Here is a 14,943-nt window from a genome sequence, read left to right as displayed (position 1 = left end):
GTCACCAAGAAAAATGTATGCGTAGCGGAATGCGATCGATCACAGCACGGTCCGCATCAAAGAAGACTAACTCAGGAACGTCGATCGTCTGTCCGGATTTCAAAATACTAAATGCTTCTCGAGCGTCTTTCGAAGTCAAAACGATTTCGCCACAAACAGAGACGATTGAGATCGTTGCCGCTTGCTGTTGTTTGGTCAAAGGATCTCGCAACTGGTCCAATCGATCTTGTAGTTGTTGACGAAAGGCGTTGACGCGTTCGGGAAACCGGTTGCCGCTGGGAATTTCTTGCCAAAGGTGCCGCAGTGTCTCGTTCGGTTGTTTCATTTGAAACAGAAAGTCATCGCCGATCATTTTCAAGCGGTTCGGCAACTCGGCGTTTGCTTTACGGATCGTGTCGATTTTGGTCATCAAGACGGAAAACGAACGAACGTAACGTTGGTAGGCGGCGATTTGGTCCGCAAATTTTTCGGGCGGTGATTTCAAACTTAATGACGCGTCCGCGATCAGGTACCGCGTTTTTGGTTCCCAGAAAAATTTGATCGATGATACTTGCGGCGGAACGGTCGGCAGCGGATGGGCATCTAGCGTGCGTTGTGCGTTGACAAGTTTGGTGGAATTGACCAAGTACGATTCGGCTTCGGGAAGACTAAACGGATCGGCCCCCCAAGCAACAAAGGCGGCCGGAATCATAGTGTCCGCCGAATCGTTTTCCACTTGATCATCGGCAATGGAGTCGGGGGCAGACGGGACGACGCGATTTAGTTCTGCGGAGTCTTCGTCAGGATCCGACATCGTTGGGTTCACCGTTGACTCTGATTGGTCATCGGCGGGCACTCGTCGCGACGATGGCAGCCTTGCCACGCCTCGCATCTCGATCGCGGTCGGTAACTCTGTTGGAGCTGCATCGGTTCGAGCTGGCTCAAGACCGGCTAGGATCAATCGCACCGCTTGTTTTTGATCGTAGCGAACGTCTAGCTGAACGGTTTCGAGTGCGATAATTGATGGGGCAGGTGTCTCGATCGGTTCGTCCGGCTCCATCGGGGGCGGAATCGGTTGCGGCAGCTTGGCTGCGTTGGTGTCCGACAATTGTGTCGCGACTAACCATGTCGTTAGGGCGAGCCCCAAAAATCCGATGACACCAACGGCGATCAAAATGTTTTTCTTCGATCCCTTGTCGATGCTCGCTTCCGGCGGGAGTTCTGGCGGTCCCGGGGTTGGTGGCGGCTGGTGCGATCCCATCCCATCATCGGGGTCGCTCCAAGCCGTCTCGATTTCCGCCGGTGCCTCAAGGGTTTCTTCTGTTGGTGCGACCTGAATCGGGGCGACCGGATCCGGTTTGGCGGTACCGCGCGCAAGTTCGACCCAGCGAGACGCCGTTGTAATGCGGGGCGGTTTTGTCAGGTCGATCGCTTTTTTTCCCGATGCCGCAAGTTTGGCTTCTTCGGTGCCCTCGGGCACGAAGCGAATTTTGCATTGCACATCCGGTGGGACCTTCACCGCAAACGTATTAAACGTCGCTCGCCAGCGAAGTGATACCGGGAGCAAGGCGATTGATTCGTCCATCAGCTCCAGCAGTCGATCACGCTGGCTGAGTGAATAGATGATCCAAAGCGGCGTTTGGTCAGCCGAAGCCACCGCTTCGGCAACGACTCCTCCCCAGCCCGCATCGCCGGCTAGGTTTCTCCATTGGGTGCAAATCCGCGACGATTGATTGCCGGACGGGATGTCCGGTCCGGAGGAAGGCGTTTCGCAATGACCGAGCCATTGCGATCGGATCACCGACTGCCCTAACAGCCACGCCGGTCCGGCGGCGGGCATCTCGTTCGGTTCAACCACAACATGATGAGCGATCTTGTTACTCGGCCGTCCGGTGTAGTCGATCCCGTAGGGGCCGATCCGAGAGATGACCGACGCCTGGATCCCGCCGACGCTGAAAATCTGATGGGCGTATGCGATTGGGTTTTCGGCATAGCGTGGATGATCCGCAGAAAAAAACTGGCGGTAACCGGAGATCGATTCTAGCTTGCTGATCACGTTGATCGACATTCCGGCGGTGGATAACACCGTACAGAAACCTTTGGCGCCGTGACGCAGACCATGTGGAGCGGATGTGTAAAGTAGCTCGGTACTCATCAATTGCGATCGCTGTGAATTCTTGACACCGGAATTTCCTGACCCCGGCGCGCTATAGCTTTTCTTGCATCCAGCGACCGTCTTCCATCCCAGACCCCGGTGCCGTTGCTCCGACTAATCCGCCCGCCCAGTTGTGGAGTGCCATCAGCATCGGGATTTCCACCCAAAACGGTTGCATATCTCGCGGCCGAATCCCCAACGCCCCTGTCGCCGGGTCAAGTGTCGGATGGGTACCGCTGGCACTGACGGGAATGAACGTCAGACTTGTCGAGAAACCTTCGGCCGCGGCGACGATCTCAGGACAAATGTCTGCCATCAGTTCACCCACACGTTCGCTCGTGTACTTGATGCGTTGACTATCAAGCGAACACAGCTTTGAGCCTTCGATCGCCAAATAGGGTTCGTCGGTTGAAACATCCGGAAGCAAATTTTTCCAAGCGTCCCACTTCGTCACGATGATGATCAACGGGCGTTGATGTAGTTCGTCGTCGCGCAAGCCCGCGTGTCGACGAACCCGCTGGATCGCTTCGAGCAAGATCGTGTCCTGGCGGATGGTCGTTTCTCGAGCCAGGCGGCTCGTTCGCGAAGCCATCTGGGGATCTTCAGATTTACCTTCGCAAGCACGGCGAAACCGAGTGTCTTGCGTTGGATCAAAACAGAAGAACAGGCACTTTGATTTCGCGAGGTGCCGTGTGACTGGACTGACCGTCTTGTCGGCTCCGGGGAAGAAACTTTCACCCGCGTTGTCATAAAGACAGACGAGTTTCGAGATTTCCCGGTTGCGTTTGTACCTTGGATGGCTCGACAACGGCTGCAGGTTGAACATGAACGGTCGCGGAAACGTGACCGAGTGGTCGCCCATGTTGACGGTGTCATACATGTCGCCCTGTTCTTCGGTTTTGGCAAGGGCCACCGGCGTATCCAAGTCCGGATTCATGAACTGCTGTTCTTCGTATTCATGGATCCGCGAGTTGGTTTCGGCATCAACGTCGCTCAGCGAGACCGCGAAGCGTTTGGGCAATGTCTGGCGTAGCTTCCATGACATCGACGTCAAGAAGTAACTTTTACCGCAAGCCGGAGCGCCAAAGATACTGAAGAACAAGCTCGGGACCTGGTACATCGAACGCGGCACGTGCAAATGGCAGTGCGGGCACGCCATCCGCGTCGCGAATTGCCCCATTTCGTCGATCGCGTCTCCTTGGGGAGAGAATCGGCTGGGTAAAAAACGCTTGGCGTGCTGGAATCCAAGTTTGGCATCACCGAGTAAATCGGGATGCTCGGAAATCCAAAGCGACTCCTCAGGCGAATACATGCTCCAACAATGCGGGCAGGTCACCTTGTTGAGGAGCGTCAGAGCGTTGGGATGAGCAAGACTCGCCATGGTTTCCGTTAATCGCGGGCTGAAGTTGCGGGTTCAAAAGTGCAGTAGATCTCGGGGCCGCGTCAGCGCTTGAAAACAACTCGACATTCCGAAGGCGAGGGGCGGATCTGGATGTTCGTTCAGTTTATCTCGGGACGGGGTTGATATCCACCACTTGGAGCGAAATCTGAACGAGACGTGCGCGATCCGGGCTGGGCGAAACGAGGCTTCTGCCGTACCGTTTGTGGGGCGATCGCTGCCTCGAAAATACGTCATCGCTGACGCATCGTTCGGCGATCGACTCAATTTTAGACACCGAAGCTAGCTTTTTCTTACGGCTCAGTTTGAATCGATTTTGGGCGTGACGCTATAGAAATTTGTCCGTTCCGATGCTTGGTTTCACGATTCGTCTGTTGTGTTGATCGATTCTGACGCTTTGATCATCGAAAAGTCGCTCCGAAATTTTTAAATTTGCCCAACTGATTGACCCTTCTTGCACCCACCTCAAGTCCTTCAACCCGTAGACAGCCGATGAGTTCCGGTGAACCAACGCTTCCGGTCAATCGCGACCAGCCTTTTGATCGTACTCCCCTGGACAAAAGCAACGAGCGTGTGCGCGAGATGTTTCGCCAGATCGCGCCAAAGTACGATTTGATGAACCATCTGTTGTCGATGAACATTGACAAGTATTGGCGACGGTGCGCGGTCAAGCGGCTGAACTTGGTTCCTAATATTCCGGTCCTCGATACCTGCACCGGCACAGGGGACTTGGCGATGGCGATTGCTCGCGCGGCACCCTCGGGAGTCGAAGTCATCGGGAGCGATTTTTGTGGTGCGATGTTGGAGATCGCACGGCGAAAGCGAGAAACCGGTGATGCAACCGAGACGATCGATTACGTCGAAGCGGACTCTCAACAACTGCCATTCGGTTCGGATTTGTTTCAAGCGGTGACGGTCGCGTTCGGACTGCGAAACGTTGCTGACACCGACCGTGGGCTCGCCGAGCTGACTCGGGTCTGCAAGCCAGGTGGGAAGGTGATCGTGCTCGAATTTTCGAGGCCTCGCCTGCCGGGACTCAAACAGATTTACAACGGCTATTTCCGTTACATCTTGCCGAAGGTCGGGCAATGGTTTGCGAAGAACGACAAGTCCGCCTACAGCTACTTGCCCGATTCGGTCAGCCGTTTTCCTGATGGGGAAGCGTTGGCCGAACGGATGCGTACGGCAGGACTCAGCGACGTGCAATACAAGCCGCTGACGTTCGGCGTTTGCACGATTTATGAAGGGACAAAACCGGGACAATTAAATTCTGCGGCCGAAGCTTGAAACGATGAGTCAATTGAGTCTTCCAGTCGTTGTCGGCGTGACCGGCGCGAGCGGTGCGATGTACGCCGTCCGTCTCTTGCAGGCACTGTGCCAAGCCGAGGTTGATGTTCATCTGACGGTCAGTCCTAGCGGTGCGGCGGTGATTCGGCAAGAGACCGGTGTCGCACTGAACTTGAGAGAGCCGGATTTGCTCCGTCTGCTGGGGTACGTCCCAGCTTGGTCGACCGCACGCCGGCGCCAATTGATCGATCGAGTGGATTGGGAAAGCCAACTGAAGCGGCATTTGCAGTACCATCACTACGAAGACTATTTCACGCCGATCGCCAGTGGTTCGTTTCGGACTGCGGCAATGGTCGTCTGTCCGTGCAGCGGAAGCACATTGAGCGGCATCGCGCGGGCGGCGTCGAATAACTTGATCACACGGGCGGCCGAAGTTCACTTAAAAGAGCACCGTAAATTGGTGCTCGTTCCTCGCGAGACTCCGCTCAGTGTTTTGCAGCTTGAGAACATGCATCGAGTCGCCGCCGCCGGAGCGACCATGCTACCCGCGATGCCAGGTTGGTACCACGGCGTCGAATCGCTTGACTGCTTGGTGGATTTCGTAGTCGGGAGAATTCTTGATCAATTGCAAGTCGATAATCGAATGATCGATCGATGGAAGGAAACGACAACGTGAGCGAGTCAACTGTATCGACGAACAAGCAGGCGACGATCGGGGATTGGCTGGGGCTGATTCGATTTTCCCATACCCTGTTCGCATTGCCCTTTGCGGTCCTCGCGACGGTGATGGCCTTTGCGACTCCGTTGCCAAATGGGGCGTACGCGAAGTTTCGTTTGATTGATCTGATCGCAATTTTGGTCTGTATGGTGACCGCACGTAGTGCCGCGATGGCATTCAACCGTTTAGTCGATCGCAAGATTGATGCGGAGAACCCGAGGACACGAAAACGACACTTGCCTGCAGGTCGGCTTTCCGTCTCGGCGGTGATGATGTTCACAATCGTCAACGCGATGGCGTTTGTTGCTTCGACGGCATTATTTTGGCCGAACTGGGTTCCGCTAGTTGCTTCGGTCCCGGTTTTGGCAATCGTACTGGGATATAGTTTGGCCAAACGCTTCACCAGTGCGGCCCATCTTTGGTTGGGCGTGGCACTTAGTTTGTCACCGATCTGTGCCTGGGTCGCGATCCGGGGTCCGCAGTCGGTATCGATACCCAGCGATTTAGTTCCGGCGCTGCTGTTGGCCGCTGCCGTCGCCGCTTGGGTAACAGGGTTCGACATCATTTACGCGTGTCAGGACGCGGAGTACGATCGCGGCGCAAAGTTGCATAGCGTTCCGGCTCGATTTGGTGTTGCCGGGGCGTTGAGAATCGCGGCGGTGTCGCACTCGGTGATGTTGGTTTTCTTGGTCGCGCTACCGTTGCTATCGCCCGCGGTTGGATTTGGATGGGTTTACTGGACCGCGTTTGTTCTGATTTTTGCGTTGGTGTTTCGTCAACACTCGCTCGTCAGTGCTGATGATTTGGGGAGGGTGGGCGAGGCCTTTTTCCAGACAAACGTCGCGATCAGCGTCTTGTTGATGGTTGCCGGAGCCATTGATTGTCTATTGATTTGATAGGGCTACGTTTGGAAGTCCGCGACGATTGATTGAACGGCCAGCGATCGATCTTTTAATTGATGACAGTGCCAGTGGTTGGGGAAGCGGCGACGAACATCAAGCGGCTGAGGTTAAATCCCAGCTCCGGCGATCGGCTACTGCTTGGTTCGAGTTCAATTTTTGTAGGAGCCAGATGCTGTTAGCGATGGTTTCCATGCATTGGCTAATGCTGACGTTCGTCGGCTGATGAGCTGAATCCAAGTATTGAATCTGGGTCGGAACCCTAGCACCAATCGCAATCAAGACCGATTTCACCGCGTTCCCAGGCGACGAGAAACGGCGGTAGACTGGGAAGCAAATCGTTCGCGATTCGCACCTCTTCGCGACTCATCCAAAACACGTCGGCGACTTCGGCAGGGTTCGCGGTTGGATGTTCTTGTTCGTGAAGTTCGGCATACCACCAAGCCAAGTTGGTCCCCCAGCTGGTGACGCTGCGGTAGCATAGTTGTACTGGAGTGACGCGGATGGCGAGTTCTTCTTCCATCTCGCGAACCAATGCCTGTTCTTCCGACTCCCCTTTTTCGATCCCTCCGCCGGGCAAGCACAGTTTTCCTGGGGCAGTCACGGTGAGCGCGCGTCGGATCACCAGCAGTTTGGCGTCGCGAAAAATCACGGCGACCACACCACGTTTACGGCGAGTGCTGGGTTTGACGGGCGGACAGTCCATATGACAGCTTGTAGCGGAAAACGTCACGATCGACAATCTCGATCGTGACTCGTGGATCGATTCCTCTCTTGCGAAAGACTTGCTTTGACAAAAATAGGCCCGCTTTTCGACGGCGACAACAACCGTCCGCCAGCCGTACAGAATTCACTGGACGAAGCACTCCGTATTTGCGGCGTGCTGCATGCGGCGGGGCACGTTGCCTTTTTTGCGGGTGGTTGTGTGCGAGATGCGCTACTGGGGCGACTGCCAAAAGATTTTGACGTCGCCACTGACGCGACTCCCGACCGGGTCCGTAAGATTTTCGGGCACCGCAACACGCTCGCTTTTGGTGCGTCTTTTGGTGTGATCGGAGTGTTACCGCCAAAAGCGATACGCAGGAAAAGTGATTCCGTTCATCCGACGGAAGTCGCGACGTTCCGAAGTGACGGAGACTATTCCGATGGTCGACGGCCTGACCGAGTGCACTTTGGCGATGCCCGGAATGACGCGTTGCGACGCGATTTCACGATTAACGGATTATTCTTCGATCCCCTAGAGGACGCGATTAAGGATTACGTTGGCGGCCAAGAAGACTTGGCGATGAAGTGTTTACGAACGATTGGTTTACCGGAGCAGCGTTTCGACGAAGACAAATTGCGGATGCTGCGGGCGGTTCGTTTTGCGACCTCACTGGGATTCGAGATTGAATCCGATACGAGAGCCGAGTTGATTCGTCGGGCAGACGCGATTGAAATTGTCAGTGGGGAGCGGATTGGTGCTGAGATGCGGCGGATTCTATCCTCGGTTTTTGCGCCCCGCGGATTGCAATTACTCATCGAAACCGGGCTCGCTCAGAAGGTGCTTCCTCAGCTTTGCAACGCGGACCTTTCGCGTTTGACTGAATTGCTTAGTCATCGCGTTTCACTTGATTTTGAGACCTCCTTGGCATTGGTATTGCTTGGACTTGGAGGAGGAGAGGAATCCGTATGGGCGACGACGTTGGGAGATTTGGCTGAACGGTGGAAGTTGTCAGGAGAGGAGGTGCGTCGAGTTCGCACGGCATCGGAGTTGTCCAAACGATTGATTCATGCGGAACATCTGGCATGGTCTCAGTTGCAGCCCTTGATGGTCAATCGGGACATAGCCGTCGCGTTGCAAGTCGCCAAATCGCTTGTCGGCGCTGATGGATCGATTGGTGACCGAGGGGTAAGACGCTGTGAAGAGGTCTTGCAGTGGTCGGCGGAGAAGCTTGATCCTGCACCGTTGGTGACAGGGGATCGGCTCATTCAGGAAGGTTTCCGTCCCGGGCCGAAGTTTCGTGATTGGTTAACCAAAGTACGGCAAAAGCAACTCGACGGCGAGCTAACCACCGAGGCGGCCGCGTTAGAGTACATCAAGCGCCAAGCCTCCCCATAAGTCTCCACCATCATCCAATCGGTGCCAGCCACCATCATCCAATAGCCAATCATCCAATCGGTGCCAGCCACCATCATCCAATAGCCAATCATCCAATCGGTGCCAGCCACCATCATCCAATCGGTGCCAGCCACCATTTGAATGCACCCTCGGTCGGCCATGCGAAAGTGAACGACGACGACGGCGCGGGAAAAGGCGAGTGTTGTGCCCCGTTGCGCCGGATTGACAGAGGTGGTCGAGGTGCAACTGCAACTCCAATTTCTTGGGCGCAATCGCTATTTCTCAGGACTTACAGTGGCAGAAAACTGCATGTCATAATCGCTGAGAGTCGCTGCCGCGATGGATCGCGGATAGAGCATCGCACCAGAGTGCATGGCTGACATTGGACGCGTGAGCCAACGGTCAGTTGTCATCAGGGCATGGTTAGCAAAAACAATGGGCTGCGAGTGCCTGCCCTCGGTGATGTCGACGCCCGACAGTTTCGGCGTGTTCCTTCATCGCTTCAGGACTCCCGACGCACGACGTTTGGCCAAAATATCGCGGCCAGTTCCAGACTAAGTCACGCCATAATGGCGCATCGATTCCAACTTTTCGAAGTGATTTCGCAAGCGACCTTGGGATTTCGGTACTGGCGGTTTCGACACTTTGTCTCGCGGTCCATCGCAGCAATTCCCAATACGTTTCCCAGTCCACATTCAAGAAGCCGCGGTTACTGCTTCGAACGCCTTCGGTGTGGACTTCTGCATCACTGGCGAGTTTGTCAGGTTTGAGCCGCAATGGGCTGAGCCATGCGTCTGGGGAGACGCGTTTGTCTATCGGTCTGTTGCGTTTCTTCGCTTGTTTCTGGCGAAGATCGTTTAGTGACTTATCGCGTATTTCGTGGACGGCTTCTTCGGTGCTGACTGGCTTAAGGTCAAAGGCAGCGGAATTGATCTTTTCGCCTGACTTAGATTTTGCGCGGTCATACGCGCTGGTGTAAGGGGCGTTTTCGGGACTCGATGCAACCGCGGCGCGGACTGGATTGAGATCAACGTACATACTGCACGCCAGTAAGCCAGCCTCGTCAACAATTCGCTGTGCCTTGAAACGCCCTTCCCAAAATCGGCCAGTGCACTCGTCCTGCTTGTTCGCGATACGCGCAATTGGTTCCGACAAGGCTCGCATAAACCAGGAGATGTCGGACAACCGTGAACGTATCTGATGGATCCGTTCTTTATTGCGAACCAACATTTTGACATCGTTCTCGTTTGGTTCAGCTAGGTGCTCTTCAAGCCGTTTGCCTGGAAACACCCGCAGCCATCGAATGGCAACATCCTCATCGGTCCATTGGGCACAGACATCGGGTCTGCTGCGCAAAACCAGATGTAAGTGGTTGCTCATGATTGCATAAGTGAGCACATCGATCGCAAATACCGAAGCGAGGGCCTCCTTCCTGCGGCGAATCCATTCTTTTCGATAGGAGTAGTCTCGACCACTAAGCGGGTCGACACCGGCAAGCCAAGCCCTGCGGACGCATCGCTGCGTCACGTGCACCACACAAACATCACTTGATATGAATTGTTCGCACCGCTGAGGTCGAGGCATCGCACTCTCCTATTTGGGGGTGCGGTCAATCTAGCAGCAACGACTCCTAAGTCAACTTGTACATTGCTTCGCGGTTTGCACCTAAGTCATCACCTCAGTCATGTGATGCTAGCATTGCATCGTCCGGTAAGTGGCTGGCACCTTATAGAACCGGTAAGTGGCTGGCACCTTATGAACCGTTATGAACCGGTAAGTGGCTGGCACCTTATGGATTGGGGCCGTTTACTGCGCGACGGTGATCTGATTGTCAATCGAGCTGACGCCGGGTTCTAAACGTAGCAACAGTTCGCTCATTCGACGCTCTTTGTCGCTGCCTACGATGCCGGTCAAGGTGGCTCTGCGACCATTCATTGTGACGCGAACATTTTGTGTGCCGGTTGACACGGGAACTCGTGAGAGCACTTGATTGGCAGAGCGTTGAACCAGGCGACTGTCCAGTGGAGCGACGTTGACGGCCGATCGTAATTTAACTCGGATCGTTGGCTGTGTACTGCTCGCATCCTGCCCCCCAAACGCACTTCCCAGTGCCCCGAACAAGCCGCCGAGCCCTCCAAGTCCACCGACGCCGCCGGCGCGTCCGCCTCCGGCTGCCGCACCTCCTCCGCCACCCGTCGATTCCGCAGCGGCTCCGAATCCAGAGACGTTTTCACTTCCAATCGTTGAGCCTCGCTCAACACCTGCGAACGTGCTCGCACCACTGGCCGACATCGCGCTGCCAAAACTCGATGTGCCGCCCGCCGTTGCTCCAGAGTCTGTCCCAGTGCCGACGCCGGTATCACCGGTGTCGCTGGAAAACTGAGCCGTCGCGAGGGTCGCTAGCACCAAATTGCCCATCACTGCGATCATGACGCGGCGAAGCGGGCGATGAGTTGGCAAATTCGACATGGAAGCGTGCACCATTGGCGAGAAGAAGTTCATTCAATTTGTTACCCTACTTTAACCTTACGCGCCTCCAAACGTTTCGGATTTCGCCTAGGAACTTCATCTGAAAGTCCCAAGATCGAGGTCGCAAAACCGAATCAAGCGACAAGTTCAGAACTAACGTACGCATCGAAACCTACGTCGATCGTTCATTCCCGTCTCGACCGGCCGCTCAGTAATTCACATGTTGCTTCGGCAGGTCCAAAGCCAACCACCCTCGGTTGTATACGCAAATGTACGCTGGTCACGATTTTTTCGGGGCGGTGTTGGCGTGATTAAGTCGTAGGCGAGTTTGAGCTGAAAGACGACTAGAATCTGAACAAGATCGACCGATTAGCAGGCCTTGTCCGATCGTTTCATTCCCCTTCTTCTTGTGTGGCACACCAATGACAGTGATTCGTCCCCATTCCGGCGTTTTCCGCGTTTCCGGATCCGTCAAGACAGCCGTGATGTCGCTAGCGATAGTCGCCGGTGGAATGCTCACCGGTTTGCCTACCACTTCGGCAGCCGAAAAGGACAAAGACGGCGCGCTACCAGGCGCTCCTCGACTGTTTCCCAGCGACACGCTGGCCTACATCCGTTTAGATGATGCCGCTGATCTACGCCAGGATCTTAAGTCATCGTCGCTCGGAAAAATGATCCAGGATCCAAAGTTCCGACCATTTGCCGATGACCTTTATGCCACCTTGAAAGACTTGTTCCAAGAAGCAAGCGATGAGATCGGAATCGGTCTCGACGAATTGCTCGCGATCCCACAGGGCCAAGTCGCTTTCGCCCTGCACCCAGCCAAGCCGCTCGAGGGGGACGAAAAACCGGAGCTACAATCCGATGAAGATGCCAGCGAAGACGAGATCGAACGTCGCAAGCGTCGCGCCGAATTGCGAGAGCAGTACTCGTTCGGATTCACTTTCCTGATCGACGCCGGCGACAACATCGATAGCTTGATGAAGATCGTCGACCGCTTCGAACAAGAAGTCAAAAAACAACGGGTCCGACGAGTCACCAAAATCGATGGAACCGAAGTGACCCGAATGTTGCCCAATCGTGCCGGCCGATTGCCGATCGAGTTTTTCGAACGCGACGGCACGTTCGTCATCGGTGTCGGCCACTCCGCCGCTCAGGATGTGCTCAATCACTGGATCGGAAAAAGTGACGAACCGACGCTCGCTGACAATGCAACATTTGGCACCATCATGTCGCGTTGTGTCGGCGCCGAAGATACGCGTCCGCAAGTCACGTTTTTTGCAGATCCGCATGCGATCGCCGATCGGATTATCAAACGGTCCGATTCTATTGCCGTGGCTCTAATCTGGCCGACCATCGAAGAAATGGGCGCGGCTCGTATCGGTGGGATCGGCGGTAGTTCGTTCCGAGGCGGAGATGTGTTCGAAGGTATCGCGCACTACCATATCAAGATCGATCCCCCGCGCGACGGCATCCTCGGTGTCTTACGTCCCGAAACCGGTGAAACCGCTCCACCGAATTGGGTGCCCGAGGACATTATGCAGTACTCGTCGCTGAATTGGGATTTTGCCAAAGCATACGAGAACTTCGGCAAAGTGCTCGATCGCTTCCAAGGTGTTGATGCGATGAAGCGGATCGTTGAAGACCCTGTTATGACGCGTTTGGGATTAAGCATCCAAGACGATGTCGTTGGAAATCTGAACGGCCGATTCGTGCGTCTTGCCTGGATGGAGCCCCCGGCACGAATCAACAGTGGCGTTAACGCGTTTGCGTTTGAACTAAAAGATCCGGTGAAGGCCAAGTCAAAGATGGCGGACATTCGCGATCGGATGCAAAACGCGATGACTGTCGAAACGATCGCCGGACATGTTGTCTATCGATTGCGTGGCCCCGGCGGTAATTTTCCTCAAAACCTGCGTCGCCCCGAACCAAGTTTCCTCATTCTCGGCAACTGGTTGATCTATTCCGATAGCACCAAGTTTCTCGAAAGGGTGGCGTTGGCCGATGCCGGAAAGCTTCCCCGCTTGTTGGAACTTCCTGAGTACTCGTTAGTCTCCGGTGAACTAGGCGGCAAACTCGATGGCGATGATCCGTTCGTGCTGTCGTTCATCGACGGAGCGCAGAGCTTTCGCCTGATTTACGACTTGGCCAAAGACGAGAACTCTCGCAACTTCCTTCGCCAAGCGGGCGAAAACAATCCAGCGGTCAAGAAAATATCGCAGCTGATGGATAAGAACGAATTGCCCCCGTTCTCGGAGTTTGAAAAGTACTTCGCACCCACAGGGTCTTTCGGCTACAACGAACCCGACGGGATTCACTTTGGGTTCTTCACGCTGCGAGCGGACCCCGAGCTTAAGTAACGCAGGTTGCGTTAATCACGACAGGAAAGCTTAGAAACCACCCGGGCTGGTGAATTCGGCATAGTCGCTGAATTCATCGTGGTGCTCGGGGGCACGGTTACCGAAGCGGGTGAAGTCCGATTCCCAAGTCAATTGGACATCGCCCACCGGTCCGTTCCGCTGCTTGGCGATGATGATCTCCGCCTGCCCGGCGAACTGAGCCCGATCTTCACCACGGTGGTAATACTCTTCACGGTGGACGAACATCACGACGTCGGCGTCTTGCTCGATTGCACCGGATTCACGAAGGTGGCTCAGCTTGGGACGGTGGTCCTTGCTGTCTTCGGCTTGTCGGTTGAGCTGTGAGAGACATAGCATCGGTACGCCCAGTTCCCGCGCCATCCCTTTTAGGCGTCGCGCGATTTTTGCGACTTGCTCCTGACGTGGATCGCGTGAGTTATCTGGTTCGATGAGCTGCAAGTAATCGATCACGATCAACCCGAGTCCGTTCTCGCGACGTTTGATCCGGCGTGCCGCCGCCGCAATTTCGCTGACCGTCCGACTGGGCGAATCGTCAACGTAAAACGGCGCCGTACTGATCTCATTCGCCTTATTGATCAAGCGGGTCTGGTCGTCAGCGCTGATCGTTCCGTTTCGTAGTCGGTGCCCATTGACGCGAGCCAGGCTACACAACATCCGGTCGGCCAATTCGATCCCCGACATTTCCAAGCTGATAAACAAAGCCGGCTGGCGCAGTTCGATCGCGCAGTGTTCGGCAATGTTCATCGCCAACGCCGTTTTCCCCATCGACGGTCGAGCGGCGAGGATGATCAGTTCGCCCATATGTAGCCCACCGGTCATCGTGTCGTAATCGGTCAATCCGGTTTCGACGGTGCCTTCGGTAACTTCACCTCGAAGGCGGGCTTCCATCCGGTCCATCGCCGCGTGCAAAACGTCGTTCATCGAATGCAAGGAATTGGCCGAGCGACCGTCCATGATCGAGAAGACTTTCGCTTCCGCCTGTGCACACAGCTCACGTGCCTCGCTGGATTGGTCGTAGGCGTCGCGAAGGATGTCGGTCCCGGCGTGGATCAGCTTTCGATAGACCGCTTTTTCGGAAACGATCTCGCCGTAGTACACCGCGTGGGCGGCATTGGGTACGGCCGACGAAAGCCTCGCCAAATACGCCGCACCCCCGATTTTTTCGAAGTCGTCGGTCTTCTTTAAGCGAGCCACCAGAAGTGTGACATCGATTTTCTCACCGGTGTCGTACATCTCGCGAAGCTGTGCGTAGATGATTCGGTTGGCGTCGTCGTAAAAATCGTCCGCCCGCAGAGACGCCAAGTCGTCGCAGACTTCCGGAAGAATCAAGATGCTGCCGAGCACGCCCATTTCGGCTTCAAGATCAAACGGCGGCTGGCGCTGCAAGATCTCGGCGGCAGATTGGGGACGTTTCTTGTCCTTCTTAAATTTAGAACGATCAAAGTCTCCGGTACTCAAAACACCGATCCTTGGTTGGTAGCTGTGACGTCGCGTGAGAATCTCAGGCGGAGCAGTTTGTATTGTTCGCGTTGGCCGATCAAGTTCAACCGGTCAC

Annotated in this window: 12 protein-coding genes; 5 read left to right on the top strand and 7 right to left on the bottom strand. The window is 55.2% G+C overall.

Annotated features, from left to right (window positions below):
• Position 1: 1 nt before the first annotated feature.
• Together FYC48_RS14000 and FYC48_RS13995 are read right to left on the bottom strand one after the other, a co-directional pair.
• Complete coding sequence (locus FYC48_RS14000) at positions 2–2,134, bottom strand: GAP1-N2 domain-containing protein (RefSeq protein WP_149497320.1); 2,133 nt, start codon at positions 2,132–2,134, stop codon at positions 2–4.
• A gap of 52 nt (positions 2,135–2,186) precedes the next feature.
• Positions 2,187–3,515 (bottom strand): hypothetical protein, encoded by a 1,329-nt coding sequence (locus FYC48_RS13995; protein WP_149497319.1) that lies wholly within the window; start codon positions 3,513–3,515, stop codon positions 2,187–2,189.
• 510 nt (positions 3,516–4,025) lie between these two features.
• Here FYC48_RS13995 and ubiE point away from each other — a divergent pair.
• From ubiE to FYC48_RS13980, 3 genes are read left to right on the top strand one after another with little or no spacing between them, the layout of a single operon-like run.
• On the top strand, positions 4,026–4,820 hold the full coding sequence (gene ubiE / locus FYC48_RS13990; RefSeq protein WP_149497318.1) for a bifunctional demethylmenaquinone methyltransferase/2-methoxy-6-polyprenyl-1,4-benzoquinol methylase UbiE: 795 nt from the start codon (positions 4,026–4,028) through the stop codon (positions 4,818–4,820).
• 4 nt (positions 4,821–4,824) lie between these two features.
• A complete protein-coding gene (locus tag FYC48_RS13985; RefSeq protein ID WP_149497317.1) occupies positions 4,825–5,496 on the top strand; it encodes a UbiX family flavin prenyltransferase in 672 nt (223 codons plus the stop codon).
• Complete coding sequence (locus FYC48_RS13980; RefSeq protein WP_149497316.1) at positions 5,475–6,434, top strand: 4-hydroxybenzoate octaprenyltransferase; 960 nt, start codon at positions 5,475–5,477, stop codon at positions 6,432–6,434. Before FYC48_RS13985 ends, FYC48_RS13980 begins: the two co-directional genes overlap by 22 nt.
• Before the next feature lie 265 nt (positions 6,435–6,699).
• On the opposite strand, the gene FYC48_RS13975 is transcribed toward FYC48_RS13980, so the two are convergent.
• The gene (locus FYC48_RS13975; protein ID WP_230776810.1) at positions 6,700–7,170 is read right to left on the bottom strand and encodes an NUDIX hydrolase; all 471 of its coding nucleotides are present in this window, start codon (positions 7,168–7,170) and stop codon (positions 6,700–6,702) included.
• Positions 7,171–7,227: 57 nt separating this feature from the next.
• Between FYC48_RS13975 and FYC48_RS13970 the strand changes: the two genes are divergently transcribed.
• Positions 7,228–8,538, top strand: a complete 1,311-nt coding sequence (locus FYC48_RS13970; protein ID WP_235034251.1) for a CCA tRNA nucleotidyltransferase — start codon at positions 7,228–7,230, stop codon at positions 8,536–8,538.
• On the opposite strand, the gene FYC48_RS13965 is transcribed toward FYC48_RS13970, so the two are convergent.
• The 3 genes from FYC48_RS13965 to FYC48_RS13955 form a co-directional block, all read right to left on the bottom strand.
• Positions 8,506–8,685 carry a hypothetical protein gene (locus FYC48_RS13965; RefSeq protein ID WP_149497315.1) on the bottom strand — a complete coding sequence of 60 codons (180 nt, stop codon included), beginning with the start codon at positions 8,683–8,685 and terminating at the stop codon, positions 8,506–8,508. The two genes, FYC48_RS13970 and FYC48_RS13965, sit on opposite strands and share 33 nt — an antisense overlap.
• Positions 8,686–8,961: 276 nt before the next feature.
• Complete coding sequence (locus FYC48_RS13960; protein WP_149497314.1) at positions 8,962–10,122, bottom strand: hypothetical protein; 1,161 nt, start codon at positions 10,120–10,122, stop codon at positions 8,962–8,964.
• Positions 10,123–10,344: 222 nt separating this feature from the next.
• Positions 10,345–11,007, bottom strand: a complete 663-nt coding sequence (locus FYC48_RS13955) for a BON domain-containing protein (protein WP_149497313.1) — start codon at positions 11,005–11,007, stop codon at positions 10,345–10,347.
• Between the two features lie 422 nt (positions 11,008–11,429).
• On the opposite strand from FYC48_RS13955, the gene FYC48_RS13950 reads away from it, so the two are divergent.
• Positions 11,430–13,367: a hypothetical protein gene (locus tag FYC48_RS13950; protein WP_160149517.1), complete on the top strand. Its 1,938-nt coding sequence runs from the start codon at positions 11,430–11,432 to the stop codon at positions 13,365–13,367.
• 30 nt (positions 13,368–13,397) lie between these two features.
• Here the strand turns inward: FYC48_RS13950 and dnaB are convergent, their stop codons facing one another.
• Positions 13,398–14,846, bottom strand: coding sequence for a replicative DNA helicase (gene dnaB / locus FYC48_RS13945; protein WP_390622132.1), 1,449 nt, complete (start codon positions 14,844–14,846; stop codon positions 13,398–13,400).
• Positions 14,847–14,943 lie beyond the last annotated feature (97 nt).

The sequence above is a fragment of the Roseiconus lacunae genome (genome assembly GCF_008312935.1).
Lineage (GTDB): Bacteria > Planctomycetota > Planctomycetia > Pirellulales > Pirellulaceae > Stieleria > Stieleria lacunae.
This window is presented reverse-complemented; position numbering and strand designations above follow the sequence as displayed.

What these genes read in the sequence shown, in the direction of transcription:
- FYC48_RS13995 (WP_149497319.1), bottom strand. Translation starts at nt 3,515, where the DNA reads ATGGCGAGTCTTGCTCATCCCAACGCTCTGACGCTCCTCAACAAGGTG.
- FYC48_RS13960 (WP_149497314.1), bottom strand. Translation starts at nt 10,122, where the DNA reads ATGCCTCGACCTCAGCGGTGCGAACAATTCATATCAAGTGATGTTTGT.
- FYC48_RS13955 (WP_149497313.1), bottom strand. Translation starts at nt 11,007, where the DNA reads ATGTCGAATTTGCCAACTCATCGCCCGCTTCGCCGCGTCATGATCGCA.
- FYC48_RS13985 (WP_149497317.1), top strand. Translation starts at nt 4,825, where the DNA reads ATGAGTCAATTGAGTCTTCCAGTCGTTGTCGGCGTGACCGGCGCGAGC.
- FYC48_RS14000 (WP_149497320.1), bottom strand. Translation starts at nt 2,134, where the DNA reads ATGAGTACCGAGCTACTTTACACATCCGCTCCACATGGTCTGCGTCAC.
- FYC48_RS13950 (WP_160149517.1), top strand. Translation starts at nt 11,430, where the DNA reads ATGACAGTGATTCGTCCCCATTCCGGCGTTTTCCGCGTTTCCGGATCC.
- FYC48_RS13980 (WP_149497316.1), top strand. Translation starts at nt 5,475, where the DNA reads ATGGAAGGAAACGACAACGTGAGCGAGTCAACTGTATCGACGAACAAG.
- ubiE (WP_149497318.1), top strand. Translation starts at nt 4,026, where the DNA reads ATGAGTTCCGGTGAACCAACGCTTCCGGTCAATCGCGACCAGCCTTTT.